Origin of the sequence: Amycolatopsis sp. (assembly GCF_036008905.1) — a bacterium.
Lineage (GTDB): Bacteria > Actinomycetota > Actinomycetes > Mycobacteriales > Pseudonocardiaceae > Amycolatopsis.
Genome location: NZ_DASYMU010000023.1, coordinates 34,608 through 61,442 on the forward strand (window position 1 = coordinate 34,608; position 26,835 = coordinate 61,442).

A 26,835-nucleotide genomic window follows, 5' to 3' on the forward strand; every position below is an offset into this window, starting at 1 on the left:
CTCAAGGAGGAGATGCCCGATGAGCGTGTACGACCTGACCGGCCGGAAGGCCTTAGTGACAGGTGGGGCCCAGGGACTCGGCGCCGGGATGGCCGAAGCATTGGCCCGCGCGGGCGCGTCAGTCGCCATCGGCGACATCCGTGAAGACACCGGCAAAGCGACCGTCGACGCTCTTCGCGAATCCGGCGCGACGGCGGCGTTCGTCCCCCTCGACGTGACCGACGACGCGAGCTGGGAAGCGGCCGTCACCCGCACGGTCGACGAGATCGGCGGGCTGGACATCGTCGTCAACAACGCCGGGATCGAACTGTCCGGCCTGATCGCGGACCTCGATCCGCGGGACATCCGCCGGATGCTCGAAGTGAACATCCTGGGCACCTCGCTCGGCATCAAGCACGCCTTCCGCGCCATGCGTCCCGGCGGCCCGGCCGGCAACGGCGGCGCGGTCGTCAACATCTCCTCGGTGGCCGCGACCATCGCGTTCCCCGGGATCGCGGGCTACTCCGCGACGAAGTCCGCGGTCGATCGGCTGACCCGAGTCGCCGCGATGGAATCCGGCAAGCTCGGTTACGGCGTGCGCGTGAACTGCGTCTATCCCGGCCTGGTCCCCACCGAAATGGGCGCCAAGCTGGCGCAAGACGTCGTGGACCTCGGCCTCTTCCCGACCGTGGAAGACGCCATCGGCGGGGTCGTCGGCCTGACGCCGCTCGGCCGCCTCGGCGAGGTCGCCGACATGGCCGACGTCGTGGTCTTCCTGGCCTCGGACGCCGCCCGCTTCATCACCGGTGCGGGTCTGCCGGTCGACGGCGGCATGGGCATGTGACGGGCTCCTCCCCCTCCTTCAGAAAGGCGTGAACCCTTGAGCACCGACAAACCCGTCGTCGTCTACGGCGCTTCCGGCTACACCGGCCGTCTCGTCTGCGAATACCTCCGCGAGTTCAACATCCCGTTCATCGCCGCCGGCCGCGACAAGGCCCGGATCCAGGAAGTGCTCGACAAGGTCCCCGGGATCGACACCGTGGACCACGAGGTCGTCGAGGTCGCGCATGACGTCGACGAGCTGACGAAACTGTTCAGTGGCGCCAAAGTCGTGAGCAACATGACCGGCCCGTTCATCAAGTACGGCCCCGAGGTCGTGGAAGCCAGCCTCGCGGCCGGGTGCCATTATCTCGATACGACCGGCGAACAGGACTGGGTCCTCGACGCGCAGGCCCGCTGGGGCGCGCAGTATGCCGAAAAGGGCCTGCTGCTGTCACCGGGTATCGCGCAGATGTACACGACCGGGGAAATCGCGGCGAACATCTGCCTGGAGAAGCCCGGCCTCGATACGCTCGACATCTTGGTGCTGTGGAAGGGATTCCCGACCTACGCGTCCACGCAGACGATCTTCACGATCCTCGCCGCGGACTGGCACTACCTCGAGCAGAACGAATACAAGAAGTGGGATCCGATGACCACCTTCGAGGTCGCGGTGCCCGGGCAGCACGAGACGGCGATGGCCGTGCCGTGGGGCGGCACCAGCCACCCGGTGTGGTTCAAGAGCGATCCACGCGTGGCGAACGTCAAGGTCGCGGGCGGGGTCTTCGACCGCACGGTCATGCAGGGCGTGGTCGACACGGTGAAGATGTTCGAGTCGCAGATCAAGACGCTGCCGCCCGAGCAGCAGGAAGCCGCGCTGGCCGAGGTGGCGAGCTCCGTGCAGGCGGGCATGCCGCCGCGCGAGAACCCGCGCATCAACACGACCGTGGATTCCGTCTACGCTTCAGGTCCCTTGGGGCGCGCGCACTGCGTGATCCACGGGAACAGCAACTACAAGCAAACCGGGTTGCTGCAGGCCTACGCCGCGTACTCGCTGCTTCAGCAACCGCCGAAGCGCGCGGGGCTGGCGTCGGCGTGCCAGGCGTTCGGGCACCGGGAACTGCTGGGCGTGCTGCGGAGTTTCGGGCTGGTGCTCGAGCCCGTGCTCACCGTCCACGGTTGACAACCGGGGGCTTCCGGGCGTCGCCCGGAAGCCCCTTCCACCACCGAGAAACCGAGGACCTCGCTGTGCGTCTGATGGACTACCTGGACAAGGGCGCGTCACTGGGCGCCGATTCGCCGTGCCTGACCATGGGCGGGGACACGCGCACCTACGGCGAGGTCCAGGCGCTGTCCTGGAGGGTCGCGCGGGCGTTGGATCGGTCCGGCGTCGGTCCCGGTGACAAGGTCGCGATCCTCTCGGCGAACGACCCGACCGCGTTCACCTGCGTGTTCGGCATCGCGCGCGCCGGGGCTGTGTGGTGCCCGGTCAACCCGCGCAACGAAGCGGCCGAAAACCGTGACCTGCTGGACTTCTTCGACACCAGCTGCCTGATCTTCCAGGCCGCGTTCGCGCCGCTGGTCGCGAAGATCTTGCCGGACCTGCCGAAGCTGACGACGTTGATCTGCCTCGACGGCCCCGCGCCCGGTGCGACGGCGTTCGACGTCTGGCTGGACGGATTGCCTGCCGAGCCTTGGGAAGCGACGCCCGCCGACGAGATGGTCGGGCTGGTGGGCACCGGCGGCACCACGGGAAAGCCGAAGGGGGTGATGCTGACCGAGCGGAACCTCGAGACGATGTCGGCGTTGACCCTGATGGGCTACCCGTTCGAGGGACGTCCGGTGTATCTCGCGCTCGCGCCGCTGACGCACGCGGCGGGGGTGCTGTGTTTCCCGATCCTGTCGCTCGGCGGCGAGGTCGTCATCATGCCCGCGCCGGATCTCACGTCGTTCCTCTCACTGGTCGAGCAACACCGTGTGACGCATACGTTCCTGCCGCCGACATTGATCTACATGCTGCTGGGGCACGAAAACCTGGCGTCGACGGACCTGAAGTCGTTGCAGTGCTTCTGGTACGGCGCCGCGCCGATGTCGGCGGCCAGGCTCGAAGAGGCGCTCGGCAAGATCGGGCCGGTGATGGCGCAGCTGTTCGGGCAGAGCGAAGCGCCGATGATGATCTCGACCATGGCACCCGCCGATCATTTCCACGCGGACGGAACGCCCGCGCGGGAACGCTTTTCGTCCGCCGGGCGGCCGGCGCCGCTCGTGCACGTCGCGATCATGGACGACAAGGGAAATCTCCTGCCGACGGGCGAACGCGGCGAGATCGTCGTGCGGAGTTCGCTGGTGATGGCGGGGTACTACAAGAACCCGGCCGCGACCGAGGAAGTGAGCCGGTTCGGCTGGCACCACACGGGCGACATCGGGTACCTCGACGCGGAGAACTACCTGTTCATCGTCGACCGGGCCAAGGACATGATCATCACCGGCGGGTTCAACGTGTACTCCGCCGAGGTCGAGCAGGCGCTGATGGCGCATCCGGCGGTGCAGGACTGCGCCGTCATCGGATTGCCAGACGACAAGTGGGGCGAGCGGGTCACCGCCGTCCTGCAGCTGCACGCCGGTCAGACGGTGACCACCGACGAGATCCGCGCGTTCGTGAAGGAGCGCGTCGGTAGCGTCAAGACGCCGAAGCAGGTCGAGCTCTGGCCCGACCTGCCGCGCTCGAAGGTCGGCAAAGTCCTGAAGACCGAGGTCAAATCCCGCCTCCTCCCCTGACCCACCCGGAATATGTCGCCCCCTTTCCGACCGTCAAGCTTCCGAATATGTCGACATGTTCGGAAGTTCGGGGCGGGGAATGCGTCGACATATTCCCCGGGCAGGGGTCAGGAGCGGGTGGTCGGCGTGAACTCACACTGGACGACCGGCTTCTCCGTGGCCTGAGCGGCAACGGCGGGCGCCAAAGTGGCGAGGAGGATCGTGATGGCGACAACGGCGATACGTTTCATGCGGCGAACGTACCGGCCCGGAACTGCCGACGCCGAAGTTGTTGGTGAAGAACTACCCTTAGCCGGTGGAGGACAGCTCGATCCGGATCATGGACGTCCTGAGCGACGATCAACGCACCATGCTGGAGGCCATCGGCACCCCGGTCCATTTCCCCCCTGACCAGGCGGTTTTCTGGGAGGGCCAGCCATCGCACTCCGCGCTGCTCATCCTGCGCGGCAACGTCAAAGTCACCCAGGAAGCCGCGGACGGCACGGAGACCATCCTCGCGATCCGCGGTCCAGTGGAACTCATCGGCGAAGAGGGAGTCCTCCTGGCCGCGGTCAGGTCCGCCAAGGTCACCACGATCACCGAGGTGGACGGCCTGGACATCGCCGCCGAAGAGCTGCTCGGTTTCGTCGAGAGCCGGTCACTGTGGCCGCTGATGTACCGGGCCGTGGTGCAACGCCGCCGCCAAGCCGACCGACGAGCACTGCAGGCACGCCTGGACGTCAAGACCCGGCTGACGCACTGGCTGCAGGAACTGGCCGAGGAACTCGGCGAAGAAACCGAAGAGGGCTGCGTCATCGAATCGACGCTCTCCCAACAGGACCTGGCCGCGCATATCGGCGCCTCGCGCGACGCCGTGGCCATCGAACTGCGCAAACTCCGCGAGGCGGGCTTGCTCAGCACCGGCAGGCACCGGATCGTCCTGCACGACGTCAAGGCACTTCGAAGCACGGACTAGTACGGTGGCTCCGATGGTGGACCATTTAGGGCCGTTCCAAGACATCTGGAACGCCTGGGACGAGGCACATGACGAAATCCGGGCGAAGCCGCTCTCCCATTTCCGGCGTGCGGCCGAAGAACAGTTCACGGAACTCGAACATCACCTCGCCGCGGGAGACCGTGAGGCGGCCGCGCGGGAGGCCGTCGACGTCATCAGCGTGGCACTGAACTGCCTGCGCTGGCTCGGCCATCAACCGGACGAGGTCGCCGAGATCGCCCGCTCCCGCGCCGAACTCCGGATGCGCGGACAGGCGTTGGAGATCCTGGAGAAGTACCGGCGCCTTCACGGCATCTGAGCATCCAGCTTGGCCTGCACCCGATCCGCACCGGAATGCCGGAGATCCCGGTAGACGGCCACGGCTTCCCGCCACGACTTCTCAGCCGACAGCTCGTCGCCCGTCGCGAGGTAGGCGTCACCGAGGCGATCGAGCACCACTGCTTCCCAATAGCGGTCGCCCAGCCACCGGTCGATCTCGAGGGCGCGCTGATAGCAGGACACCGCTCGCGCATGCCGCCCGATTCGGTGCTCGACATCGCCGAGGTTGACCAGAACCACCGCCTGTCCCTCCACGTGATCCAGGCTCGTATGGTTCGCCAGCGCTTGTTCGCACAGCGGCAGCGCTTCGGAATGCCTGCCCAGTGAGGAAAGCTCTTTGCTCATGGTGGAGAGAACGTCGCCTTGGCGGAGGCGGTTGCCGCTGCGCCGTGCCAGTTGCCACGCCTTTTCGGCGTAGACAAGCGCGTCGGCATAGCTCTCCTGCCCCTCGAACACCCCGGTGAACGCCAGATAGACGCCGATGGCTTCCATGTCGTCATCCAGCGACTCGACCAGTTCGGCCGCTTCCCGCAAGAGACCGAGAGCTTCGTCGTACCGGCCCAAGCGCGCGACCGCGGGCGCCAGGTGACGCAATACCGCGACCAAACCCGCCTGGTCTCCGGATCGGCGCGTCACGGCAAGTGCCGTCCGGTGGACCATCGCGCGCTCCTGCCACCGGCCGGAACGCCGCAGATAAGTGGTGCAGGCCCACGCCAAGTGCCTGGCCTGCCCGGCGTACCCGTGTTCGGCCGCGAACCTGATCTGCGCCAGCAAAGTCGTGGTCTCCGCCACGAACCAGTCGATCGCGTCGGCGTAGGTCGTGATCGCCGGAAAGCCCGCCCGGAGTTCGTCGTCCGGGACCCGGACGACGCCGTCACGGCACGGCTGGATCGTGAGATCGGCAAGCACGGCGAGACGGGAAGTGAAATCGAGAAACCGCTCGATTCCCTCCGCCCGCTCGGACACGTACTTTCCCTGCGCCGCTCGCTCGGTGGCATACGCTCGCAGCAGATCGTGGAACCGGAACCTGCCCGGCGCGTGTTCCACGAGCAGGTGTGCGCCGATCAGTTCGTTGAGCAGCTCCCGAGAGCTCGTCCCCATCAGCGCGTCGCAGGCGTACCCGTCGATATCCGGCCCCGGATGCACGCCGAGCAATCGGAAAAGCTTCGCGGCAGGCGGGGAAAGCACGTTGTAGGACCAGGAAAACACCGCGCGGACACTGAGATCGGTGTCGCCGAGATCAAGGATGTCGAGGCGCTTGCGTTCATCCCGCAGCTCCCGGACAAACCCGCGGAGCGGCCACGTCGGCTGCCCGGCCACCCGGGCCGCCACTATGCTCAACGCCAGCGGAAGCCGGACGCACAACTCGGCGAGTTCACCCGCCGCCAGCGGATCGGCGTCGAACCGGCTGGCCTCGACCCGCTCCGCGAGCAACGCCATCGAGTCCTTTGTGGACATGACGTCCAGCGCGATCCGGTAGGCACCTTCCCTTACCGTCAGCCCGTCAAGACGTCGGCGGCTGGTGACGATCGCGACGCAGTTCGGGCTCGCCGGAAGCAACGGCCGGACGTGCTCCGACGAACTGGCGTTGTCCAGCACGATCAACATGCGCCGCTCGGCAAGCAGGCTGCGATAGAGCGCGGCCCTGGAATCCAGGTCGACAGGGATGGCGTTCGCGTCGACGCCCAGCCCCTGGAGGAAACCGTGCAACGCCTGGCCCGCGTCCATCGGCTCGCCCTGATCGAACCCTCGCAGGTTGACGTGCAACTGTCCGTCCGGGAACCGGTCCTTGACCTGATGGGCCCAATGCATGGCCAAGGCCGTCTTGCCGATCCCGGCGCTCCCGTCGATGGCGGTGATGACCACCGTGCCCTCGCCTGCCGCGCTGTCGAGCAGATCCATCAGCCTGCCGAGTTCCTCCTCACGGCCGACGAACTGCCGAATGTTGGCGGGTAGCTGATGCGGCACGTCCGGGCCGGGAAGCGGAGTTTGCGAGGGACGCACGGTGGAATCGGGCAAACAGATCCAGGCGACCGCGTCGGTCTCCTTGGCCGCCACACGGACCTGGACGTAGGTCTCCCTTTTCGCCGATGCGCTGTGCCACACGACCTCGTCGTAGAACCACGAGGAAGTGATGACCGCGAGCAGACCGGACGACTCCGCCAAGGCGTCCTTGAGCACCGGCGCGTCGAGCAGCCGGAAAGCAAGATTGACCGCTCCGCCGACCACGCCGTGTTTGTCGTAGTGGATCTCCCCGGCGTGCAGCGCCAGCCGCAACCGGATCTGCTCCTCGACCCCTCGACCCCGATTGTGGCCGAGCAGAGCCGAAACAAGCTCCTGCGGCAACGACTCGGCGAACACACTCTTAGGCACGTTCGCCGGCACCATGACCAGTACTCCGTCGCCGCGATCCTCGTGGTCGCAGTCGTCCCACGGGATGCCCGAGCGGAGGAACGCCAGCCGCAACAGCTCGTACAACCCTTGCCGGACGGCGACCCGATGCAGGTTCGTCCGCCGGGGGTCGCCGAACCCGGCGACGTCCACCACGAGGATCGTCCGATGCACTGCAGTCACGAGACCGCGACTCTACCCGCCCACAGTCCGGCACCCGCCGCTCGCCGTAGACGGTGGGTCGGGGGCGTTGGGCGTGCCCGTCGCGAAGCGGCGTGCCATCTGTCGACAGATGGCGGTCTCTTAGTTCGTAAGAGACCGTGTGATGTCGACATCTCGCGAGGCGGTGAAGGGCAGGGCGCGACCAGCGGAGCGGTCGGGTTAGCTGGGAGTGCCGAAGTCGCCCAGTAAGCCGGTGTAGGGCTTCGGCAAAGGCGCGGCGAACTCGCCTCGAGCGCCGGTCCGCAAGCCCATGGTCACCAGCGACTGCACCATTAACGTCGCCGCCTGCACACCATCGACCACCGGAACGCCGATCTCGGCGGAGATTTCCGCGCACAGGTTCGTCATCCCAGCGCAGCCGAGGACGACAGCATCCGACCCGTCCTGTTCGACGGCGGTCCGGCAGGCGGTGGTGAGCTTCTTGACGGTTTCGGGGTCGGATTCGAGGTCAAGTACCGGAATCCCGCACGCGTGGACGCCGCGGCAGAAGCGGCGGGCGCCGTAGCGGTCGGCGAGGTCCCAGGCGCGGCCTCGGGTGCGGTCGAGGGTGGTCACGACGCTGAAGCCGCCGCCGAGGTAGCTCGCGGCGCGCATGGCGGCTTCGGCGATGCCGACGACGGGGCCGTGCGCGAGTTCGCGGGCGGCGTCGAGGCCTGGGTCGCCGAAGCAGGCGATGACGTAGCCGTCGGCTCCTTCCTGTTCGCCGGACGCGATTTCGGCCAGGATTCCGGGGACGCTCAGCGCTTCGTCGTAGTGGCTTTCGATCGACGCCGGGCCCATGGCGGGGGACACCGCACGCACAGTCGTGCCCGGGCCGGCGACGGCCCGGGCGAACTGCTCGATCACGGCGGTCATGCCCTGGCTGGTGTTCGGGTTGATGACCTTGATGAACACGGCTAGTTCACTGCCTCCTCGATCCGGCTGCGGGTGGCGACGTGCGTCCGTGGCGCGAGGACCCGGTAGACGACCAGGCCCAGTGCCATGCCGATGAACCAGCTGTACTGCGCGGTGGTCGCCATGCCGGGGCCGTTCGTCCACAGCACGGGGACCATGGCGACGGCGGCACCGATGGCCGTGGCGATGATGGCGGGCGGGTTATAGCCCTTGCGGTAGAAGTAGCGGCCTTCCGGCGACATCGTGAAGAGATCGTCGACGACGACCTTTTGCTTGCGCACCAAGTAGTAGTCCGCGATGAGCACGCCGAACAGCGGGCCGATGAACGCGCCCAGCGTCTCGAGGGTGTAGTGGATGACATCCGGGTTGTTGTACAGGTTCCACGGCGTGATCAGCACGGAACCGACCGCCGCGATCATGCCGCCCGCGCGCCAGCTGATCCTTTGTGGACTGACATTGGAGAAGTCGAACGCGGGCGAGATGAAGTTCGCGACGATGTTGATGCCGATGGTGGCGATGGTGAACGTCAGCGCGCCGAGGACGATCGCGAACGTACTGTCGATCCGTGCGACGGTCTGCACCGGGTCGGTGATCAGCTCGCCGAACACCGGGATGGTGAGCGACGCCGTCACCACCACGAGGATCGAGAACATCAGGAAATTGACCGGCAGCCCAAGCAGGTTCCCACGCTTCACGGCCTTGAAAGACTTGCCGTAGCGGGAAAAGTCACCGAAGTTCAGCATCGGCCCGGAGAAGTACGACACCACGAGCGCGATCGCGCCGAGCATGATCGGCACCGCGTCGAACCCGGAGTACTTGACCTCGCCCAGATTCAGGTTGACCGCGCCCCAGCCGGCTTTGAAGATCAGATAGCCGACGAGCAGGAACATCACGACGTAGACCGCGGGGCCGCAGAAGTCGATGAACCGCCGGATGGTTTCCATCCCGGTCCAGAAAACCGCCGCCTGCAACACCCACAGCAGCGCGAACGAGCACCAGCCGAGCAGCGACAACCCCATGAACCCGTACTGGTCGACGATCGCGTACGGCATCAACCCCGGGAAAAGCTTGAGCAGCACGATATCCAGCGCGGCGGACGCGAGGTAGGTCTGGATTCCGTACCACGCAACGGCGATGAGCCCGCGGATCACCGCCGGGACGTTGGCGCCGAGCACTCCGAAGACACTGCGGCAGATGACCGGGTACGGGACTCCGGTGACCTGGCTCGGTTTGGCGACCAGGTTGCAGAAGACGTACACGATGGAAATGCCGACCAGCAAGGAGATCAGGACCTGCCAGCTGCTCAGCCCCAGTGCGAACAGGCTGCCCGCGGTGACGTAGCCGCCGACACTGTGCACATCGGACATCCAGAAGGCGAAGATGTTGTACGAGCCCCAAGACTGCTTCGCGAGCGGGGCCAGGTCTTCGTTGGTGAGGCGGGGATCGTAACCGGGTTTGACCAGGCCGCTGCCAACCGGCGTGCCCGCTGCTTCGACCAGGTCCTGGGCGTGCTCGCGTGATGCTGTTTCGGTCATCACTGCTCCTCGGTGCGTCGATCGCCGGTGACCCGGCGGAATCGGTACCCCAGGAAAGGTAGGAGCGAAGTATTACGTGCCCATGACGTGAATCATATATTCTCGTGCGTCACTCCGGGTCGGCGAACAACCCGGTGTCCGTCGGCAGCCCGGCGAGCGAGGACCGCAGCCGCCCGTGGTGTGTGCCCGCCGCGCGCAAGAGCGCCGCGGTGTCGCGAGCGACGAACGCCGTCAGCATCTCGTTGTGGTCCAGGTGCAGGGTTTCCCGCTCGGACTCGGCCACGTGCGCCATCGGCTGCACGGGCTCGGTGACGTTCCAAGCGGACTCGAGCATCTTCAACAGCCGTTGCATCCCACAGGAACGCACCAGCGCGAGATGGAAACTCCGGCTCTCCCGGTGATAGCCGCGGACGTCGTTGGCGAGGATCGCGTCTTCGAGTGCCTGGTGCGCCGCGCGGGCTCGGGCGTCGTCTGATTCATCGGCCGACGTGACAGCGGCGGTGAGCGCCGCCGTCTCCAGGACTTCCCGCACGAGGTACATCTCGCGCAGCTCCGCGACAGTCAGCTTGGCGACGGCGTAGCCGGCGTTGGGGCGATGCTCGACCAGTCCCTCACCGATCAACGTCTTCAGTGACTCCCGCACCGGGATGACACTGACGCCGAACACCGCGGCGACCTCGTCGAGCGGGATCGGCGTGCCCGGCGGGACCTCGCCGTCGAGCAGGCAGCGGCGCAGCTCGTCCAGGATCGCGGCCTGTGAGCTGTGCGGGTGCTCGCTCACCAGCCGCGCGATGAGCGCTGAGCGGCGTCTGGGTCCCGGCATGCGAGCAGGCTACGGCAGACCTCGTGAGTGTTTACAAGTGTTAGAACACTCGTAGCCACTCACGAGCCTCGGCCCGCGCCACCGGATAGGCCGCGTCCTTGCTGCCGTGCAGCACCAGGATCGGCGCCCGGATCTCCCCCAGCCTGGCGAGCAGGTCATCGCGGCCGACCAGCGTTTCCAGGTTGTTCTTCAACCGGGCGGCGGGGACGGTTCGCCACTTGTCCTTCCACGTCGACGCGTCGGTCTCGCCGAGGCAGATCGCCGCGTTGACGTCGAGCAGCGCGTCCACCGGGCCCTGGGCCTCCCACATATCGGCGAAGCCCCGGTACGCCGTGGCGACGTCGGGATCCTCGACCGCGGCCGACGTCCCGAGCACGGCCAGCGCGGTGATGCGTTCCGGCGCCAGCAGTGCCGCCCGCATGGCGACGAACCCGCCTTGGCTGGTGCCGATGATCGCCGCCCGCTCGATCCCGAGATGATCGAGCAGCGCCAGCACGTCACGGGCGACGTCCCAGTAGTCGAACGTGCCGTCGGTGAGGCTGCCACCGTGGCCGCGCTCGTCCATCGCGATCAGGCGGAAGTCCGCGCCCAGCGCCGCGACCTGCGGCGCGAACATGTCGGTGTCCATCAGGTACGCGTGCAGCATCAGCACGACGGGCCCGTCGCCGCCGTGGTCGACATAGTTCAGCTGCTGACCGCCGTTGGTCGTGGTCGAACTCATGGAGACTCCCTCGCGCTCATGGAGACTCCCTCGCGCCGGATACATGATCGACTTTAGCCCACCACCGTCCACTCCGGCGGAAACAGCCATTTTCCCCTTTGTTTCCCGCACCGAAACAAAGGGCGGAAAACGCCCGTCGATTCCACTCTTTCAGGGACTTTCGCTCGCGAGTTTGTCACGAGGACGAAACATCAGAACCCACCCGGGTTTCGCTAGGCTGTCCGGAAAGACCCGCCCCGCACCGGCATTGACAGGCACGAACACGCCTACCTCATTTCGGGAAACGGAAAATGCGCCCTTACCGACCTTTGGGTACAGCGAGGAGGAGCCGTGAGCCCACGCCATCGCTCGCTGTCTGACTACGACGGTGAGGAAGAAGACCGATCCGGCCAGCTGTTTCAGCGCTTGTTCGGTTCCGCCACCATCCGCGGCAGGCTCGTCCGCATCCTCGTCGTCTCCGTGGCGCTCGTCGTCGCGCTGCTCGGCGTGACCATCGCCGCCGAAGTGCGCGGCTACACCGCCGCCGGGGACACCCGCGACGCGGTCGCATTGGCGCTGACTGTGCAGGACACCACCCAGGAACTCCAGCGTGAACGTGGTCTCACCAACGGCATGCTCGGTGGCGAAACCCGGTTCGACTCCGTCATCGGCCCGCAGCGAGCCGCGACGGACCGCGCGCTCAGCACGCTCAACCAGGCCATCGCCGACGAGAGCGTGCCCGGCGCCGACCGCGTCAAGACCGCGCTGAACCGGCTGAGCGACCTGCTCTCCACCCGGCAGAACGTCGACGCCGACCGGGCCGACCGCACGACCACGTTCCAGTACTACAGCGCCGCGATCACCGCGCTGAACCAGATCGACCTCGGTTTCGATCAGGCACAGGACACCCAGCTGCGGCGCGGGCTGCTGGCACTGGGCGCGCTCGCCGACGCCAAGGAAGCCACCGCGCAGGAACGCGGGTTCCTCAACGGCGTATTCGCCGCGGGACGGTTCAACTCGGGCGAGTACATCAGGTTCACCGAGATCCGCGCCGCGAAGCAGAACGGCCTCGCCGCGTTCGCCCGCAACACGACCGCGCCCCGGCAGTCCCAATTGGACGCCAGCCTCAAGTCCGAAGCGGCGACGAAGGCCGCGGGTTCGGAGAACATCGCGATCACCGCGACCTCCGGCCCGATCCCCCAGCGGATCGACCCGGTCGACTGGTGGGCCCAGATGACCACCGTCATCGACCAGATGCGGGACACGCAGCGGTCCGTCGGTGACGACCTGCGCGTGCGCGCCGAGGAACTCCGGTCCAACGCCGCCACCGCGCTCGTCCTCTTCCTGGTGCTGGCCCTGCTCGCGGTGGCACTCGAAGTCACGCTCGTGGTCGGCGCGCTGCGCTCGATCGTCCGGCCGCTGGCCGCGCTAGCCGTCGAGGCCGACGACGTCTCGGCCCGGCGGCTCCCGGCCGCGGTGGCCGGCTGGCACTCCTCCGGTGGCCAGGCACCGGATCGACCGGCCCGCGTGCGGACGCCGGCGCGGGCGGGCAGCGAGATCGCGTCGGTCGCCGCGGCGCTCGACCGCGTCCAGACCACCGCGTTCGACCTCGCCGGCGAGCAGGCCCTGCTGCGCCGGAACACCACCGAGTCACTGGCGAACCTTGGCCGCCGCAACCAGAACCTCGTCCGCCGCCAGCTCGGCTTCATCAGCGAGTTCGAGCGCGAGGAGCTCGACCCGACCGCACTGGCGAACCTGTTCGAGCTCGACCACCTCGCCACCCGCATGCGCCGGAACGCCGAGAGCCTGCTGGTCCTGGTGAGCGAGTCGGGGCCGCGGCGCAGCGCGAAACCGCTGGCCGTCACCGAAGTCATCCGCGCGGCACTGTCCGAAGTGGAGGATTACCGCCGGGCGGCGCTGCGCCGGGTCGACGAGATCCAGATCACCGGGTCGATGGTCAACGAGCTCGCGCATATGCTGGCCGAGCTGATGGAGAACGCCCTTTCGTTCTCCCCGCCGGACCTGGAAATCGAGATATACGGCCGGAAACTCGGCTCGAAGTACATGCTGGCCGTGGTGGACCACGGCGTCGGGATGACCCGCGAGCAACTGGAACGGGCCAACGCCCGGCTGCGCGGCGAAGAAGACTTCATCGTCGCCCCCACCCGGTTCCTCGGCCACTACGTGGTCGGCCAGCTCGCGCAGCGGCTCAACGTCGAGGTCGAGCTGACCGTGTCACCGGTCAACGGCATCGTCGCGCGGCTGCTGCTGCCCGAGGAAATGCTCGTCACGGAACCCGTGCCGGAGACGCCGAAGCCTTCGCCCGTACCGAAAGCAGCGCCGATCGTCTTGCGAGAACCAGTGCCCGAACCCGAACCCATCCTGTGGCCGGTCGCGGACGAAGAAGCCGAGCCCTCCGCCCCGCCAGTCGAACGAACCCGCAACGGCTTGGTCAAGCGGACCCCGAAACGATCTTCGGGTGTCGGCAGGCCCGCGCCGGCACGACCGGCCGCACCGCGGACCTCCGCCAACGAGGTCCGGTCCCCCGACGAGGTGCGGACGATGCTTTCCAACTTCCGTTCCGGCCACGAGCGCGGAACGGCCGACAAGGAGGAGTCCCGGTGACGGCCGACGTACAGCACGCCGACCCCCAGACCTTCAACTGGATGCTGGCCAACTTCGTGCGCAACACCGACGGTGTGCGCGACGCGGTGGCGGTTTCCTCGGACGGGCTGCTGATCGCGATGTCCGACGGCGTCGACCGGACTTCCGCGGACAGGCTGGCGGCCATCGTTTCCGGCCTGTCGAGCCTGGCCAAGAGCGCGGCCCGTAGCTACGAGTTCGACGGCCTCAAGCTGATCATGATCGAGATGCGGCGGGGTTTCCTGCTGGCGTCGGCGATCGCGGACGGCAGCTGCATCGGTGTCATCGCCGACGACAGCTGCGATGTCGGGCTGGTCGGCTATGAGATCGCGAAGCTCGCGGACCGAGCCGGTACGCTGCTGACCCCCGCACTGATCGGCGAGCTTCGGGAGAGCTTGAGGAGATGAACGCCGACGAGCCGCACCGGCTGCCCGACCCACGGATGATCCCTGCCCACCGGCCGCAGTCCTGGTTCCAGCCGCAGGTCGAGCCCGAACCGCCCCGCCGGGACGAGCATCCCGACGGCGAGCACCGGGCGGTCCGGCCGTTCATCATGACCGGCGGCCGTACCTGGCCGCTGGTGGACAACCTGCGGATCGAAACGCTGGTCGTCGCGGCCAGCGCGGCGCTGTCGGCACCGCTGAAGTTCGAAGAGCTCACCGCGGTCCGGCTCTGCCAGCGGCCGAACTCGCTCGCCGAGATCGCCGCTACGCTCGGCGTCCCGATCGGTGTGGCCAGGGTGATCGTCGCCGACCTCGTCAGCGCGGGCCACGTGTCAGTCCAGGAATCGGCGGAGCTGCCGATTTCCGTCATCGAAAGGATGCGTGACCTTGTCAGGGCCCTCTGAGTCCCGTGCGCCGTCGTCGGTCAAGATCGTGGTCAGCGGCGGGTTCGGGGTCGGCAAGACCACGTTCATCGGCGCGGTCTCCGAGATCGAACCGCTCACCACCGAAGCGGCGATGACCGAGGTTTCGGTCGGCGTGGACAACACGGACCAGCTGCCCGACAAGGCGACCACCACGGTGGCGCTGGACTTCGGCCGCATCACGCTGGACGACTCGCTGGTCCTCTACCTGTTCGGCACGCCCGGCCAGGAACGGTTCGTGTTCCTCTGGGACGACCTCGTGGACGGCGCGCTCGGCGCGGTGGTCATGGTGGACACCCGCCGCATCGACGACTGCTACCCGGTTCTCGACTACTTCGAGGAGCACCAGACGCCGTTCATCGTCGCGGTGAACCACTTCGACGACGGCCGTGAGTTCGACCTCGACGAGGTCCGTGAGGCACTCGGTGTCGACGACCCGATCCCGCTCATCGCTTGTGACGCAAGGGATCGGGACTCCGTCAAGGAGGTTCTGGTGGCCGTGATCGAGCAGGTGCTGATGCAGCGGCTGGCCGAGTCCGTCGGCTGAGTTCAGCGGCTCGCCAGATACGCCGATATCTCGACGGCGACCGTCGAACGCTGATGGGCGCCGTACTTCTTGAGAATATTGCCGACGTGGGTCTTCACCGTGGGCAATTCGATATGGAGCCGGGTGCGGATCTCGTCGTTGGTCAGCCCTTCGGCGAGCAGCTTGGCGACTTCGCGCTCCCGCCGGCTCAGCAGGCCGAACCGATAGGCGGCTTCGCGATAGTCGTCGAATTCGAGTTCGGCCGAATCGATTTGCAGGCGCTCGCATTCACGGACGACCTCCCGCGCGGAATCGAGGAGAGGATGTCCTTCCCGTTCCAGCGCGTCCGCGACCCTCGCCGCGGACCGCCGCACGACGTCGACGCGCTCGATGACCAGATCGCTGATCGCCTTCGTGGCCGTCCTGACCGGGGACGAGCGCCGGTAGTCGAGTGAGCGGATCAGATAGCGCTGCTCGTCCTCCGCGGACAGGATGCGCGCGAGCAGTTCTGTCAGCCATTCCAAGGCCGCGAGCTCAGCGGGGCCGTAACTCCCGGCGGCGTAGGCCTGCGCGGAGACCACGCCGATGATCTCGTCGGAGTTCGTCCGCCGCATCGGGACGAACAGCGCGTCGAGTGACGGGCGGTCCTTTTCACCCCAGCGGACGCCGCGGTTCAGCACCTTGCCGCCGTCGAGACCGTAGGTGTACGAACGTTTGTTGACATACACCCAGCCGGTCGGGCCGTCGGGATTCAGCTTCCGGACGCCGGGAAGCGCGTACACCGCGCCGTCGTATTGGTAGGCGAAAAGCACGTGATCCTCGTCGCGAAACAACGCGACGAGAAAAGCGTCGGCCGTCATTACCCCGCTGACCACTCTTCTCAAGCGGTCGTAGAGCGCGTAATGCCCGTGGCCGATCTCCGCGGACAGTAACACTTGCCCTGCACGCAGTTGCCGTACCAAGTTCTCGTCGAAGTGGTACACGGGAGCTCCCAGCCTAGGCCGTGTCTGGAGGATCACCACTCGTTAATCGGTCCGCGGGCCGCAAATGTTAGTGGGGCATGGCGCCCTTGAAGTCAGCCGATCGGCACTTCGGGTGCGGGTTCCCAGAGCTCGAAGCGGTTTCCCTCGGGATCGGCGGCCCAGGTGAAGCGTGGCGTGGCTCGGGATGTCGCAAACGGCCCGTCAGCGACGTTGAGCGTCCTGCGGCACGCCACGTTTGCCCTACCCGGCGATAACACCCCAATGAGCCCCTTCGGCTCATGTGCGCGGCATGGAGCCGAACCCCGCGACGATGAGCGTGCCGACGATCGGCGGGCGCTCTACGCCCATGCGGACGGTGTTGACGGCGTAGACCGCGCGGCGGCTGCCGTCGGCGGTGGTGCCGATCGCGGTGCTGTAGCCGGGCCGGTCGCCGGTCTTGCCCCAGACGACGACGCCGTCGAAGTCGAACCGCTGCCAGGCCATGGCGAACTGGTCGGGCCGGCCACTGGCCGCGGCGGGCACGGTCAGCATCTGCTGGAATTGCGCCGGGCGCAGGAGACGCCCGCCGAACAACGCGGTCATGAATCGGTCGAGGTCACGGGCGCTGGAGATCATGGCGCCCGCCGCGCCGGACACCGACGGGTCGTGCTCGGTGATGTCGACGAGGGCGGTCTGACCGTCGGCATCACCGACTTGGACCTGCTCGTAACCGTGGGCGTGCTTGCCGGGGATCCAGAACTCGTGGTCCGGCGCGCTGGTCTGGGTGAGGCCGAGCGGGCGCACGATCCGCGCTTCGATCGCGTCCTGGTAGCTGCGCCCGGTGATCTTCTCGATGAGCGCGCCGAGGACGTTGTAGTGAATGTTGCCGTACACCTGCTGCTTGCCGGGCTCGCCTGCCATCGCGGTCTGGCTGGTCGCTTCCCGGACGAGCCGCTGCGGGCTCCAGTGTTCGTAGCGGTGTTCGAAGAACCACGCGGGGTCCTTGGAGTCGATGGTCCCGCCGGGGAGGCCGCTGGTGTAGTCGAGCAGCGTCCGGACCGGGATGGGCGGATACGTCGCGGGCAGCAGGTCGGGCAGGTACCGCTGCACGGGCGCGGCGAGGTCGATCTTGTTCTCCCCCACCAGTTGCAGCACCACGGTGGCCACGAAGGTCTTGGTGACACTGCCGATCCGGAACAGGCCGTCGGCGGGCACCGGTTGCCCGGTGTGGATGTTCCCGACGCCGGAAGTCCCCACCCAGCGCAGGCCCGGGCCGTTGACGGCGGCGAGCAGCCCGGTGCCGTCAGCCGGCGAAAGACTGTCGACGGCTTGGCGCATGGCGGCCGGGTCGAACGGCGGCAGTTGGGATGCCGTGGCGGACGCCGGGGCCGCGGTGCCGATGACCGCGGCCACGCAGGCGACAGCAGTGAACCAACGAGTTTTTGTTCGCATAGCGGGAAGTCTGTCGACGGCGCGGCCGCGCCGGTATCGGGTGAGACCCTGGCATCTCCCCTAGGGAAGATCGGCGATCCGTGCCTTCAGCACCCCGACCCACCGCTCCCGCGCGTCCTGTTCCCCGTGCAGCCACTCGACTTCGGCCGCGTGTTCGACGTCGGCGCCGAGCTCCGCGAGCCACCACGCGGTGATCGCGGCCCAGAAACCGAAAGCCGGGCCGCGCAGTTTGGCGACGAGCCGGTCCCGCGCCCGCTGCGCGGCTTTGACGTCACCTTCGATGCACCGGACGAACACCTCGCCGACGTCGGCGTGCACCGCACCGCTCGCGTGCAGCCGCGAGACCACGGCCTCCGCCGGGTCGAGTCCCGCCCTGGCCACCGCTATCGATTCCCGGGCCTCCGCTTCGCCGACCGTGTTTCCCAGTCGTACGTAGATTTCCACCGCTTCGAACGAACCGCTCTCGTAGCCGGGAACGGTGAAGCACCGGAGTTCGCCCCGGGTGCGCAGGGCATGTGCGACGAGCTCGGGCGAACCAAGGCGTTCGGCGGTCTGGAGCCTGGCCTCGAACAGCTCCTCGGCTTCGTCGAACCGGCCGAGGATCCACGCGACCCGGCCGCGGATTCCCGCCGCCCAGAAGGACTGCGACGGGTCGCTTTCGTCGAATTCCCACGTCAGCGCGCGCTCGAGCCGCCCGCACATCCAGTCTTCCTGGCCGAGCGTGTGCCGCACCTCCGCCGCGAACGGGCCGTCGCGCAGCGCGACCTCCAGCCGGACGCGCTCCGCTTCGCCGGACCGGCCGTCCGCCTCCAGCATCCGGCCCAGCCAGCTGCTCACGTAGTCCCAGCCCGCCGGGTCCAGCCGGACGTCGTCCAGGCACGCGCTCAGCACGGACGCCGTGCGTGCCGGGGTGCTCTGGAACCGGCGCGCGATCGCGGTCAGCGCGGTGGCCGCGGGGCGGAACACGCTGCCGGACGGGGTGACCACGTCGGTCCAGGCGAGCACCTCCCAGTGCCCAGACGCGAGCAGGCGCGCGGCCAGCTGCCACAACCAGTGCGGCACCGACATCACGCGCAGGGTCAGCCCGACGGCGTCCTTGAACAGCCCGGCGAGCAAGGCGCTGTCGACCGAATCGAGCGCTTCTTCGGTGCGGCGGTGGACCTCGTCTCGCAGCCTTCCGGCCGCCAGTGCCCATTGCCGCCCCTTCCAGCGGTCCTCGGCGACGTCGTAGCGGCGGACAGCCTCGCGCAGCGATTCGTGCAGGCTGAACGACGCGGGCGCGCGGCGGACGAACGGACTCGCGAGGAATCGCAGCATCGCCGCGTCGTCGGCGTCGGGCGCGCCGGCGCGCAGCATGGCTTCGTCGAAACAGGTCATCAGCGACGCCGTGCGCAGGAGATCGCGCTGGACCACGTCGAGCTCCCGGATCAGCCCGGTGACGATCTCCGCGAACGGCTGTCCGGCGTCGCCGGGTCGGGTCCCGCCCGCGGCCGCCTGCTCGAAGCGGATCGCCGCGAGCTCCAGATACAACGGGAGCCCGTCGGCGGCGCGGGCGATGGTGTCCCGGACCGGCGGCGGGATCGCCGGTTCGACGCCCCGGATGAGCCGCTGCCGCAGGAACAGGCCCGCGTCCTTCGACGACAGGCCACGCAGGAGATGTTGCGCGGGCTCGACGTCGCCGGAGAGCGTCGGCCAATGCTCCGGGCCCGACCACTGCATGATTCCCCGGCATTCCTCACCCGCCCAGCCGAGCCGATTGCGGCCGGTGATCACGAACAGCGCGTTGGGCATCAGGTGCACGAGCCGGGAGAGCAGGTCCTCGGTGTCGCCACGGCAGGGCGCGCTGTTCTGGACCTGCTCCCAGGTGTCGAAGAAGACGACGAGCCTGGTCCGGATGCCACCGCGCAACTGGTTCCGCTGGTACCGCGCGAGTTCCCAGGCCAGCAGCGACACGAGGTAGCTGCGCATCGCCGCCGGGTCCGTCTCCTCGACGATCGGCGGAAAGAACGGGCAGTCGATCTCGAGCCCCTGGTGGGTCAGCCGTTCCTTGACGCCCTGGCGCGCCAACCGGACCGCGCTGGTGAAGACGTCGAGCACCCCGTCGGGGCTTTCGAGGAGGTTCTCGACGGTCTGTTGCAGCTGGGTGCCCAGCGCCAGTCCGCGCGCGGCGGAGGAGTCGTCGACGGCGGTCTGCAGGGGCACGCCAGGATGCGCCCGTTCCCAGTAGACCGCGAAAGCGAGGTCGAACGCGGGCCACGCCGGTTTCCAGAGGCCGAGCGTCGCACGCAGGCCGAGGAGCAGTCCCTCCAAATCGGACGAACCGCCTTCGTCGAAGTCCAAGCGGAAACAGGCTCTCTGCTCGTCCTGGAACTCCGTGGCGAGGTAGCCGTCATTCAGCTCCAGCGACAGGCGCGTCTTCCCGATCCCGCCGGGGCCGTGGAACACCAGCACGTTGCGGCGCGGTGAACGCAGGTCCTCGACCAATCCGACCGGATCGCTGAAGTCCTGCTGTGCCAGCGCATTCTCGAAGATTTCGAGCTCGGTCCGGCGACCGGCGAAGAGAACGCGCGCGGACACGGCGGAAGACAGCCCGATGGAGAAGAGCGACTCCGAATTCACCTCATGACCGTAGTCATCAAAAAGCCCAGGTCCGCTGCTCCATAGGGAGTAATCAGTTCTCGCGGGGGGCCTGCTGCAGCGCGCCCATGGCCAGCACCTGGTCCGCCTGATCCTTGGTCAGCCTGTTCTCGACACCGCAGAACGTGCACTGCGTGAGGTACTTGGTACTGACCGGGAACAGCGGGATGAAGAACAACGTGAACTTGGTGACCACCTTGCGCAGCGCCTGCGCCGCCTGGTTCGAGCAGTTGCCGCAGACGAAGGTCACCATCGCCAGCTGGAACACCTTGCCCCGAAACCCAAAAATGATCATCACGCGCTCCCGGTTCGACTTCGCTACTCCGACCCTGTCACAGGTCCGCGCCCCGAGTCGCCCCGAGTGCAGTCTGTGCACACTCAAGCGCGTTCTGTGCACGGATTCGCGGAAATTCGACGTCACCGTCGCGACCGGACGGCTGGACCGGCGCGGCATGCTCTGTGCGTTGATGCTCCTGCTCGCGCTGGCCGACTTCCTCGCCGCGATCGCGCCGTCCTATCCGATCATGATGATGTCGCGGACCCTGGTCGGGTTCGTGATCGGCGCGTTCTGGTCGATCGGCGCCGGACTGGCGGCGCCGCTGGTGAGCCCGGAGCTCGCCGGACGGGCGACGGCGGTGATCTTCTCGGCGGTCCCGCTGGGTTCCGTGACCGTCGCCGTGTTCGCCGCGCTGCTCGCGTTCCTGCCGCCGTTGCCCACCGTCCACGTGACCCGCCTGGCCGTCCTGCGCGACATCGTTCGCCAGCCCGCTACGAGAATCGGCCTGGCACTGACGTTTCTCATCGTGCTCGCGCATTTCGGGACCTATACTGCCCGTGTTCGGCCGCGAGGCCGCCGGGGCGGTCGTGCTGCTGATCGTCTGGGGGCTCGCGTACGGAGCCGTTCCCGTCTGTGCCCAAACCTGGTTCGCCCGGGCCGCACCCCACGCGCCGGAAGCGGCTTCGGTGCTGTTCACCTCGTCGTTCCAGGCGACGCTTTCACTCGGCGCGCTCGCCGGCGGCGTGGTGGTCGACGCGACTTCGACGTCGACGGTCATGTTCCTGGGCGGCGTGGCCGCGCTGCTCGCGGTACCGCTCGTCGTCAGCACGTCGAAACTCCTTGCCAGGCACCGAATATCACGTTCCGCGGCTCAGTAGTTGAAGGCGAGCTTTTCCATTTCGTGGTCGAAATCGAACCACGCCGATTCCTGACCCGCGAGCACGAGGTCATAGGTGCTGTCGAGGAAAGCCGCGAGCTCCTGCGCGGGGGCTTCGAGCACCGCGGCACCGTCCGGCGCCTCCAGCTCGAACACGACCATCGAAAGGTCGGCCGCCGGGCTGATACGGACATCGCCCTCACCGGCGGGGGCGAGCAGGCCGTCGGCGAGCAGGTCCCGGCCGAACATCCAGCGCACCGAACCGGCACCGGTGTGATAGGTCGTGGCGACCGCGTACGGGTCGAGAGTGTCGTATTCGAGCTCGACGTGAACAGGCAGCGGAGCGGCCCCGAAGGTACGCAGTCCAAAGGTGATCGTCGCGCGGGTGACGTTGCGCTCATTGCGCATGTCATCGCCCCTTCCGTGATGGTCTGGGTGGATCTTCGCTTATTGATAACGCGTTGTGACTCCAAACCACTCATCACAGAGAAACTTTCACACTATCGGTGGAGGACTATGCCCGTTCTTCTTACCGAACGACACAGAAACACTATGACCGGGGTCACAGGACTGAGTGGTGTGAACCAGTGGCCGCCGCGGTGGTTTGAACCACTCACGCGCCAATGCCAGTGCCCTCGTGAGTGCCTACGAGTGTTCTAACACTCGTAGGCACTCACGAGCCACCCACTCAGCCGCAGCCACCGTACTCAGGGCTCGGCTCTAGTCGACGTCCATCCAGTCGCGGTTCTGCCGCTGCTTCTCGATCATGTCCGCCATCCGCTGACGCTGCTTGTCGGCGGCCTCCTGCACGGCCTTGTCGGACATGTCGACGTCCTTGGTGTCGTTGTCGACAGTCTTCCAATTTTCGGCGTTCGGCTTGTCGTAGAGCCGGTCCATCTGCTTGTCGTGCAGGAAGCCCGGCATATCGTCCTTGGACACGTTGGCGCCGTCGCGGACGACATCGCGGGCCACGTGCATCTCGACGACGTCGTCCTTGCTCATCGGCGGCGTGTGCGTGGTCCCGCCGTGGCCGTCGCTGTACTCCACCGGGCGGCCTTGCATCTTGTCGACCATGTGGTGGTAGGAGTCGTCGGCGACGTTGCCCTGCGTCGTCCCGGCTGTCGGGCGGAAACTGTCCCGATCCGGGGCAGGGGTGATCCCGTCGTTCTTCATGTGCTGGTTGGCGTAGCTGAGCTGGTTGAGCTGGACGCCGTCGCTGGGCCTGCCGTCATGCAGGGTCTGGTTCAGGTCTGCCCGGTAGCTGTCGGCGTTCCACCCGGACCCGTCCGGTTCCTTCCGCACGCCGGTGCCGATGTTGTCGCGGTGGGCCTGCTTCGACTCCTGGTAGGCGGGAGCCTTGTCCTCCAGGCGCTTCGCCGTGTCGAGGTTGTCCTTCTCCGCGGCCGTCGGCTGCCGGCCTTCATCCCTGATGGACGACTTGTGCGGGCTGTAGCGCTCGAACTCATCACCGGCGATGGCCTTGTAGCCGATCGGATGCTCCGACTCGTGCGTCTTGCCGGTGACCTCCTTTTTGGGCTCCAGCCAGTTGGGGTCGTTCTTGATCTCGTTCTTGAACTTTTCGGTGGTGCGGGCCTGCTCTTTCCCAGTGGTGCCGTACGTGCCGTCCGAGGGCTTCCCGCGGCCGCCTCCGGCCGACTTCTTCTTGGGACCGCCGCCGCCGACGAGCTGTTTTTTCGCCTTGCTGACCCCGCCCGCGGGCGCCTTCGTCTTGCCCTTGCCCTTGGCCTTCGCCGCGCAGGGCGTAACGGTCGGCGCGAGGCCGAGCGGGTCGATCAAAGCTGTCGGGTTCCCCACGTAGGCCAGCGAATCCGGAGCCGGTTCGAGACCGAGCGGGTCGTGCGAGAGATACCGGCCCACTTCGGGGTCGTAGTAGCGGTTCAGGTTGTAGTGCAGCCCGGTCTCGGCGTCGTGGTACTGGCCGGGGAAACGCAGCGGTGTGTAGGCGCGGCCGGGCCCGGACAGGACCTTCCCCCACAGCGTGGCCTGCAGGTGCCAGGCGACGCCCCCGGACTCGTCGAGCAGCTCGCTCGGGGTGCCCACCAGGTCGGTGACGATCGTGTGGAACCGCTCGTCCGGTGCGCCCAGCACCTTTTCGGTCTGGGTAACGGGGCGCGTGGTGGCCGGCTCCCACTCCCAGACCGTGGCGACCGGCGGTGTCCCGGGACCGCTGTGGACCTGTTCGGCGAGCGTGTCGCCGTCCCAGGCGAACTGGGTCTGCTCGAGCACCCGGCCGTCCGTGCCGAGGCGCTGCTTGGCGACCCGGCGGCCCAGGGCGTCGTAGCGGTACCGCCAGCGCTCGCCGCCAGGGGTGACGGCACCGGTCAACCGGTTGGCGGCGTTCCATTCGAACTGCCACTGCCGCGCGTCCGGGCCGGTGGACCGGCGGAACGTCGTGCGCCCTTCGGCGTCGTGGCCGTACTGGAGACCGCCCGCGGCCGCCAGCAGCGTGCCGCGGTACTCGCGGCCGCCTGCCACCGGGTCGCCGGGCGTCCGCGCCTGCACGATCGAACCCGCCAGGTTGTAGACGTAGTTCTCCTGCCAGCCGCGTGCGAGGACAGCGCGCACCCGCCCCACACTGTCGACGTCCATGGTGCGCGGACCGGAAATCGCGTCGGTCACGGACGCCAGATAGCCGTCCGGCAGATAGCCGTACTCGCGGTGCTGCGTCGTCTGCGTGCCCGCGACGACGGTCTGCGCGGCCAGCCTGTCGTTGCGGTCCCAGGTCTGGCGCAGCTCGGCCGCCCCGAGGTGCCGCCGCCGTTCACGTCCGGCCAGGTCGTACTCGAAGCTCAGGGTGCGCCCGCCGGTGTGCAGGGCGGTGAGCTGCCCCGCCGGTCCGTACTCGAACAGCGACTCCGCGCCGGACGGCGTGCGGCGCCTGCCGCGGCGGCCCAGCAGGTCGTAGTCCGAGCGCACCGGGCGCCCGTCGACCGTCTCGGCGACGGTGCGGCCGAGCAGGTCGTAGGTGAAGGTGACCTCGGCGTCGGTGTTGCGGGCGGAGACCATCCGCCCGGCCTCGTCGTAGGCGAACGTGGCCACCTCGTCGCCTGACTGGCGGCGGACGATCCGGCCCATCAGGTCCCGCTCGAACACGGTCGTCTCGCCCGCGCCGTTCGTCTGGCTGACGACCTGCCCCGCGGCGTCGTAGGCGTAGCGCAGGGTGCGGCCGTTGAAGTCCGTCTCGGTGGTGAGGTTGCCGGCGTCGTCGTAGGTGTAGCGCCACACCAGGCCCTGCTCGTTCGTCACCGACACCAAGCGCAGTTCGGTGTCGTAGCCGTAGACGAGGCGTTCGCCGTCCGGGCCGACGTCGGCGACGGGCAGGTCGAAATGGGCGTACTCGGTCCGCGTGGTGTTGCCCCGCGCGTCGACGCTCTCGTCGGTGTTGCCGACAGCGTTGTCCCGCCACCGCCACGTCGCCCCGTCCGGGTCGACGCGCTCCTTCATCTCGCCGCCCGTCGTCCACGCGAACCGGGTGACGTTGCCCAGCTGGTCGGTCAGCGTGCGGGTGCGGCCGTAGGCGTCGTAGTCGTAACGGGTGACCGCGCCGTCCTCGTCGACGACGGTGAGGGGCAGCCCCGCCGCGTCGGACTGGATCCGGGTGGTCCCGCCGAGCGCGTCGGTGATCCGCGCGACGTTGCCCGCTTCGTCGTAGGTGTACTCGGTCCGCGCGCCCACCGGGTCGACGACGCCGGTGACCTTGCCCCGCTCGTCGTACTCGTACCGCCAGACGGCGCCGTCCGGGCCGATCGCCGTGACGGGCCGGTTGAGCGCGTTGTACTCGGTGATCGACCGCGTTCCGTCGGGCGCGGTCACCGCGACGACGTTGCCGGCGTCGTCCCGGTCGTAGCGGGTCTGCCTGCCCAGCGAATCGGTACGGGTCAGGAGCCGGTCACGGTCGTCGTAGCCGAAGCTGGTGATGCTGCCCAGCGGATCGGTCTCCGCGATCACGTTCAGCCGGTCGTCCAGTAGGTACCGGGTGACCGCGCCGAGGGAATCCGTGACGCTGGTGACGAGGTTTTCCCGGTCGTAGTCGAAGGTGTAGTCGAGGTAGCCGTCGGTGCCGCCGGCCCGCACGACCCGGCCCGCGCTGTCGAAGCCGTAGCGGTACCACCGGCCGTTGACGTCCTCCCACCGCACGACCCGGCCTGCCTCGTCGTAGGTGAACCGGGTGGGCGTCCCGGCCGAGTCGGTCACCTCGACCAGCCGGCCGCGGCCGTCGTAGCGGTAGGAAGCCACCAGGGTCGTGGTGCCGTCGTCGCCTTCGGGCACGCGAAGCGCGGTGATCCGGCCGTCCGCGCTGTCGAAGAGCACGCGGGCGCCCGACGAGTGGCGGACCTCGGCCGGTACGCCGTTCTCGCCGTAGACCACGTCGATGCGGTTGCCGTCACCATCGAAGATCGACTCCAACGGGAAGACGCCATCCGCGGCTTCCCCGAAGAACAGCGTGTGATCTTTCTCCGGATCGGAGACGAAGTAGCCCTCGGCCGCCCTGCGCAACGGCCGCGCGGGACCGGCGTCCGGCAGCGTCACGCCGCCGCCGGTCGACACCGGGTAGACCTGCAGGCTCCCGTCGGCGAGCGCGACGTGCAGACCGTCGGGTTCGACCTCCAGGCGCTGGTCCACAGTGGACGCCCACGAAGCGCCGAAGAAGCGGCCGGAGCGGTAGGAGGAGATGTGGGCCCGCGAGAGGTCCAACGGCAACGCCCCGGCGATCTCGAGGTCCGTCTGGGTCAGCAGCATCCAGCCGGTGGCCACGTCGATCGGGTCACCGCAGGAGACTCGGTTGTCGACCGGGGTCTTGGTCTCGTGCGGGTTGGTGTTGTTGTCCTTGAGCTTCGGCGCGTCCGAGCCGCCCTTGGCACCCGAGGAACCCGTCGCACCGTCGCCGGCACCGCGGCTGACCGGCGGTGGGGGCGGGGTCTCCTTCGGCTGCGGTGGCGCGTCGGGGGTTTCGGTCTTGGGTGGCGGCGGGGAACCGTTACCGCCACCGCCCGCACCGGACGGTGTCGTCGAACCGTCGCCGCCCCTCGGTGGCGGGGGCGCGGACGACGGCGCCGTGTCCCCGCCGCCACCCTTGCCACCGCCGAGCGTGTCCGGCCCCTTCGGGCTGGACGGAAGTTCC

At 67.9% G+C, this 26,835-nt stretch carries 23 protein-coding genes; 10 read left to right on the forward strand and 13 right to left on the reverse strand.

Annotated features, from left to right (window positions below; genetic code table 11):
- The first annotated feature begins 19 nt into the window (after nucleotides 1-19).
- From VGP60_RS04440 to VGP60_RS04450, 3 genes are all read left to right on the forward strand, one after another.
- On the forward strand, nucleotides 20-823 hold the full coding sequence (locus VGP60_RS04440) for an SDR family NAD(P)-dependent oxidoreductase (RefSeq protein ID WP_327546549.1): 804 nt from the start codon (nucleotides 20-22) through the stop codon (nucleotides 821-823).
- A 36-nt stretch (nucleotides 824-859) separates the two neighbouring features.
- On the forward strand, nucleotides 860-1,981 hold the full coding sequence (locus VGP60_RS04445; RefSeq protein ID WP_327546550.1) for a DUF5938 domain-containing protein: 1,122 nt from the start codon (nucleotides 860-862) through the stop codon (nucleotides 1,979-1,981).
- Nucleotides 1,982-2,046: 65 nt separating this feature from the next.
- On the forward strand, nucleotides 2,047-3,576 hold the full coding sequence (locus VGP60_RS04450) for an AMP-binding protein (RefSeq protein ID WP_327546551.1): 1,530 nt from the start codon (nucleotides 2,047-2,049) through the stop codon (nucleotides 3,574-3,576).
- A gap of 107 nt (nucleotides 3,577-3,683) precedes the next feature.
- Here VGP60_RS04450 and VGP60_RS04455 read toward each other — a convergent pair whose 3' ends face one another.
- Complete coding sequence (locus VGP60_RS04455; protein WP_327546552.1) at nucleotides 3,684-3,806, reverse strand: hypothetical protein; 123 nt, start codon at nucleotides 3,804-3,806, stop codon at nucleotides 3,684-3,686.
- A gap of 65 nt (nucleotides 3,807-3,871) precedes the next feature.
- On the opposite strand from VGP60_RS04455, the gene VGP60_RS04460 reads away from it, so the two are divergent.
- Complete coding sequence (locus VGP60_RS04460) at nucleotides 3,872-4,531, forward strand: Crp/Fnr family transcriptional regulator (protein ID WP_327546553.1); 660 nt, start codon at nucleotides 3,872-3,874, stop codon at nucleotides 4,529-4,531.
- Between the two features lie 13 nt (nucleotides 4,532-4,544).
- Complete coding sequence (locus VGP60_RS04465; protein ID WP_327546554.1) at nucleotides 4,545-4,868, forward strand: hypothetical protein; 324 nt, start codon at nucleotides 4,545-4,547, stop codon at nucleotides 4,866-4,868.
- Here the strand turns inward: VGP60_RS04465 and VGP60_RS04470 are convergent.
- The 5 genes from VGP60_RS04470 to VGP60_RS04490 all read right to left on the reverse strand — a co-directional run bounded on the left by VGP60_RS04470 (nucleotide 4,856) and on the right by VGP60_RS04490 (nucleotide 11,474).
- Nucleotides 4,856-7,462, reverse strand: a complete 2,607-nt coding sequence (locus tag VGP60_RS04470; protein WP_327546555.1) for a tetratricopeptide repeat protein — start codon at nucleotides 7,460-7,462, stop codon at nucleotides 4,856-4,858. The two genes, VGP60_RS04465 and VGP60_RS04470, sit on opposite strands and share 13 nt — an antisense overlap.
- Before the next feature lie 198 nt (nucleotides 7,463-7,660).
- A complete protein-coding gene (locus VGP60_RS04475; protein WP_327546556.1) occupies nucleotides 7,661-8,395 on the reverse strand; it encodes an aspartate/glutamate racemase family protein in 735 nt (244 codons plus the stop codon).
- Between the two features lie 2 nt (nucleotides 8,396-8,397).
- Nucleotides 8,398-9,930 carry an NCS1 family nucleobase:cation symporter-1 gene (locus tag VGP60_RS04480; protein ID WP_327546557.1) on the reverse strand — a complete coding sequence of 511 codons (1,533 nt, stop codon included), beginning with the start codon at nucleotides 9,928-9,930 and terminating at the stop codon, nucleotides 8,398-8,400.
- A 109-nt stretch (nucleotides 9,931-10,039) separates the two neighbouring features.
- Nucleotides 10,040-10,753 carry a GntR family transcriptional regulator gene (locus VGP60_RS04485; protein WP_327546558.1) on the reverse strand — a complete coding sequence of 238 codons (714 nt, stop codon included), beginning with the start codon at nucleotides 10,751-10,753 and terminating at the stop codon, nucleotides 10,040-10,042.
- A gap of 40 nt (nucleotides 10,754-10,793) precedes the next feature.
- Nucleotides 10,794-11,474 (reverse strand): alpha/beta hydrolase, encoded by a 681-nt coding sequence (locus tag VGP60_RS04490; RefSeq protein WP_327546559.1) that lies wholly within the window; start codon nucleotides 11,472-11,474, stop codon nucleotides 10,794-10,796.
- A gap of 330 nt (nucleotides 11,475-11,804) precedes the next feature.
- Between VGP60_RS04490 and VGP60_RS04495 the strand changes: the two genes are divergently transcribed.
- Genes VGP60_RS04495 through VGP60_RS04510 form a run of 4 tightly spaced genes read left to right on the forward strand, consistent with a single transcriptional unit; the run spans nucleotide 11,805 to nucleotide 15,508 of the window.
- A complete protein-coding gene (locus VGP60_RS04495; RefSeq protein ID WP_327546560.1) occupies nucleotides 11,805-14,078 on the forward strand; it encodes a nitrate- and nitrite sensing domain-containing protein in 2,274 nt (757 codons plus the stop codon).
- 41 nt (nucleotides 14,079-14,119) lie between these two features.
- Nucleotides 14,120-14,503, forward strand: coding sequence for a roadblock/LC7 domain-containing protein (locus VGP60_RS04500; RefSeq protein ID WP_327546572.1), 384 nt, complete (start codon nucleotides 14,120-14,122; stop codon nucleotides 14,501-14,503).
- The gene (locus VGP60_RS04505) at nucleotides 14,500-14,943 is read left to right on the forward strand and encodes a DUF742 domain-containing protein (protein WP_327546561.1); all 444 of its coding nucleotides are present in this window, start codon (nucleotides 14,500-14,502) and stop codon (nucleotides 14,941-14,943) included. Before VGP60_RS04500 ends, VGP60_RS04505 begins: the two co-directional genes overlap by 4 nt.
- Nucleotides 14,921-15,508 (forward strand): GTP-binding protein, encoded by a 588-nt coding sequence (locus tag VGP60_RS04510; RefSeq protein ID WP_327546562.1) that lies wholly within the window; start codon nucleotides 14,921-14,923, stop codon nucleotides 15,506-15,508. Before VGP60_RS04505 ends, VGP60_RS04510 begins: the two co-directional genes overlap by 23 nt.
- Before the next feature lie 2 nt (nucleotides 15,509-15,510).
- Here the strand turns inward: VGP60_RS04510 and VGP60_RS04515 are convergent, their stop codons facing one another.
- From VGP60_RS04515 to VGP60_RS04535, 5 genes are all read right to left on the reverse strand, one after another.
- Nucleotides 15,511-16,422 (reverse strand): helix-turn-helix transcriptional regulator, encoded by a 912-nt coding sequence (locus VGP60_RS04515; protein ID WP_327546563.1) that lies wholly within the window; start codon nucleotides 16,420-16,422, stop codon nucleotides 15,511-15,513.
- 324 nt (nucleotides 16,423-16,746) lie between these two features.
- Nucleotides 16,747-17,901 carry a serine hydrolase domain-containing protein gene (locus VGP60_RS04520; RefSeq protein WP_327546564.1) on the reverse strand — a complete coding sequence of 385 codons (1,155 nt, stop codon included), beginning with the start codon at nucleotides 17,899-17,901 and terminating at the stop codon, nucleotides 16,747-16,749.
- 60 nt (nucleotides 17,902-17,961) lie between these two features.
- A complete protein-coding gene (locus tag VGP60_RS04525) occupies nucleotides 17,962-20,520 on the reverse strand; it encodes a hypothetical protein (protein WP_327546565.1) in 2,559 nt (852 codons plus the stop codon).
- Nucleotides 20,521-20,572: 52 nt separating this feature from the next.
- On the reverse strand, nucleotides 20,573-20,833 hold the full coding sequence (locus tag VGP60_RS04530; RefSeq protein WP_327546566.1) for a zinc-ribbon domain-containing protein: 261 nt from the start codon (nucleotides 20,831-20,833) through the stop codon (nucleotides 20,573-20,575).
- Between the two features lie 219 nt (nucleotides 20,834-21,052).
- Nucleotides 21,053-21,292, reverse strand: a complete 240-nt coding sequence (locus tag VGP60_RS04535; RefSeq protein WP_327546567.1) for a hypothetical protein — start codon at nucleotides 21,290-21,292, stop codon at nucleotides 21,053-21,055.
- Nucleotides 21,293-21,372: 80 nt separating this feature from the next.
- On the opposite strand from VGP60_RS04535, the gene VGP60_RS04540 reads away from it, so the two are divergent.
- Entirely contained in the window at nucleotides 21,373-21,693 is a 321-nt protein-coding gene (locus tag VGP60_RS04540) for a hypothetical protein (protein WP_327546568.1), read from the forward strand.
- Here the strand turns inward: VGP60_RS04540 and VGP60_RS04545 are convergent.
- Both VGP60_RS04545 and VGP60_RS04550 read right to left on the reverse strand, forming a co-directional pair.
- Nucleotides 21,687-22,100, reverse strand: coding sequence for an SsgA family sporulation/cell division regulator (locus tag VGP60_RS04545; protein ID WP_327546569.1), 414 nt, complete (start codon nucleotides 22,098-22,100; stop codon nucleotides 21,687-21,689). The two genes, VGP60_RS04540 and VGP60_RS04545, sit on opposite strands and share 7 nt — an antisense overlap.
- 312 nt (nucleotides 22,101-22,412) lie before the next feature.
- A partial coding sequence (locus VGP60_RS04550) for an RHS repeat-associated core domain-containing protein (protein ID WP_327546570.1) occupies nucleotides 22,413-26,835 on the reverse strand: 4,423 nt, incomplete at its 5' end.

Excerpts from the sequence above, each read along its gene's own strand:
- VGP60_RS04500 (WP_327546572.1), top strand. The coding sequence starts at position 14,120 with ATGCTGGCCAACTTCGTGCGCAACACCGACGGTGTGCGCGACGCGGTG.
- VGP60_RS04480 (WP_327546557.1), bottom strand. The coding sequence starts at position 9,930 with ATGACCGAAACAGCATCACGCGAGCACGCCCAGGACCTGGTCGAAGCA.
- VGP60_RS04490 (WP_327546559.1), bottom strand. The coding sequence starts at position 11,474 with ATGAGTTCGACCACGACCAACGGCGGTCAGCAGCTGAACTATGTCGAC.
- VGP60_RS04465 (WP_327546554.1), top strand. The coding sequence starts at position 4,545 with ATGGTGGACCATTTAGGGCCGTTCCAAGACATCTGGAACGCCTGGGAC.
- VGP60_RS04485 (WP_327546558.1), bottom strand. The coding sequence starts at position 10,753 with ATGCCGGGACCCAGACGCCGCTCAGCGCTCATCGCGCGGCTGGTGAGC.
- VGP60_RS04545 (WP_327546569.1), bottom strand. The coding sequence starts at position 22,100 with ATGCGCAATGAGCGCAACGTCACCCGCGCGACGATCACCTTTGGACTG.
- VGP60_RS04530 (WP_327546566.1), bottom strand. The coding sequence starts at position 20,833 with ATGATCATTTTTGGGTTTCGGGGCAAGGTGTTCCAGCTGGCGATGGTG.
- VGP60_RS04520 (WP_327546564.1), bottom strand. The coding sequence starts at position 17,901 with ATGCGAACAAAAACTCGTTGGTTCACTGCTGTCGCCTGCGTGGCCGCG.
- VGP60_RS04535 (WP_327546567.1), bottom strand. The coding sequence starts at position 21,292 with ATGTCGCGCAGGACGGCCAGGCGGGTCACGTGGACGGTGGGCAACGGC.
- VGP60_RS04440 (WP_327546549.1), top strand. The coding sequence starts at position 20 with ATGAGCGTGTACGACCTGACCGGCCGGAAGGCCTTAGTGACAGGTGGG.
- VGP60_RS04505 (WP_327546561.1), top strand. The coding sequence starts at position 14,500 with ATGAACGCCGACGAGCCGCACCGGCTGCCCGACCCACGGATGATCCCT.
- VGP60_RS04455 (WP_327546552.1), bottom strand. The coding sequence starts at position 3,806 with ATGAAACGTATCGCCGTTGTCGCCATCACGATCCTCCTCGCCACTTTG.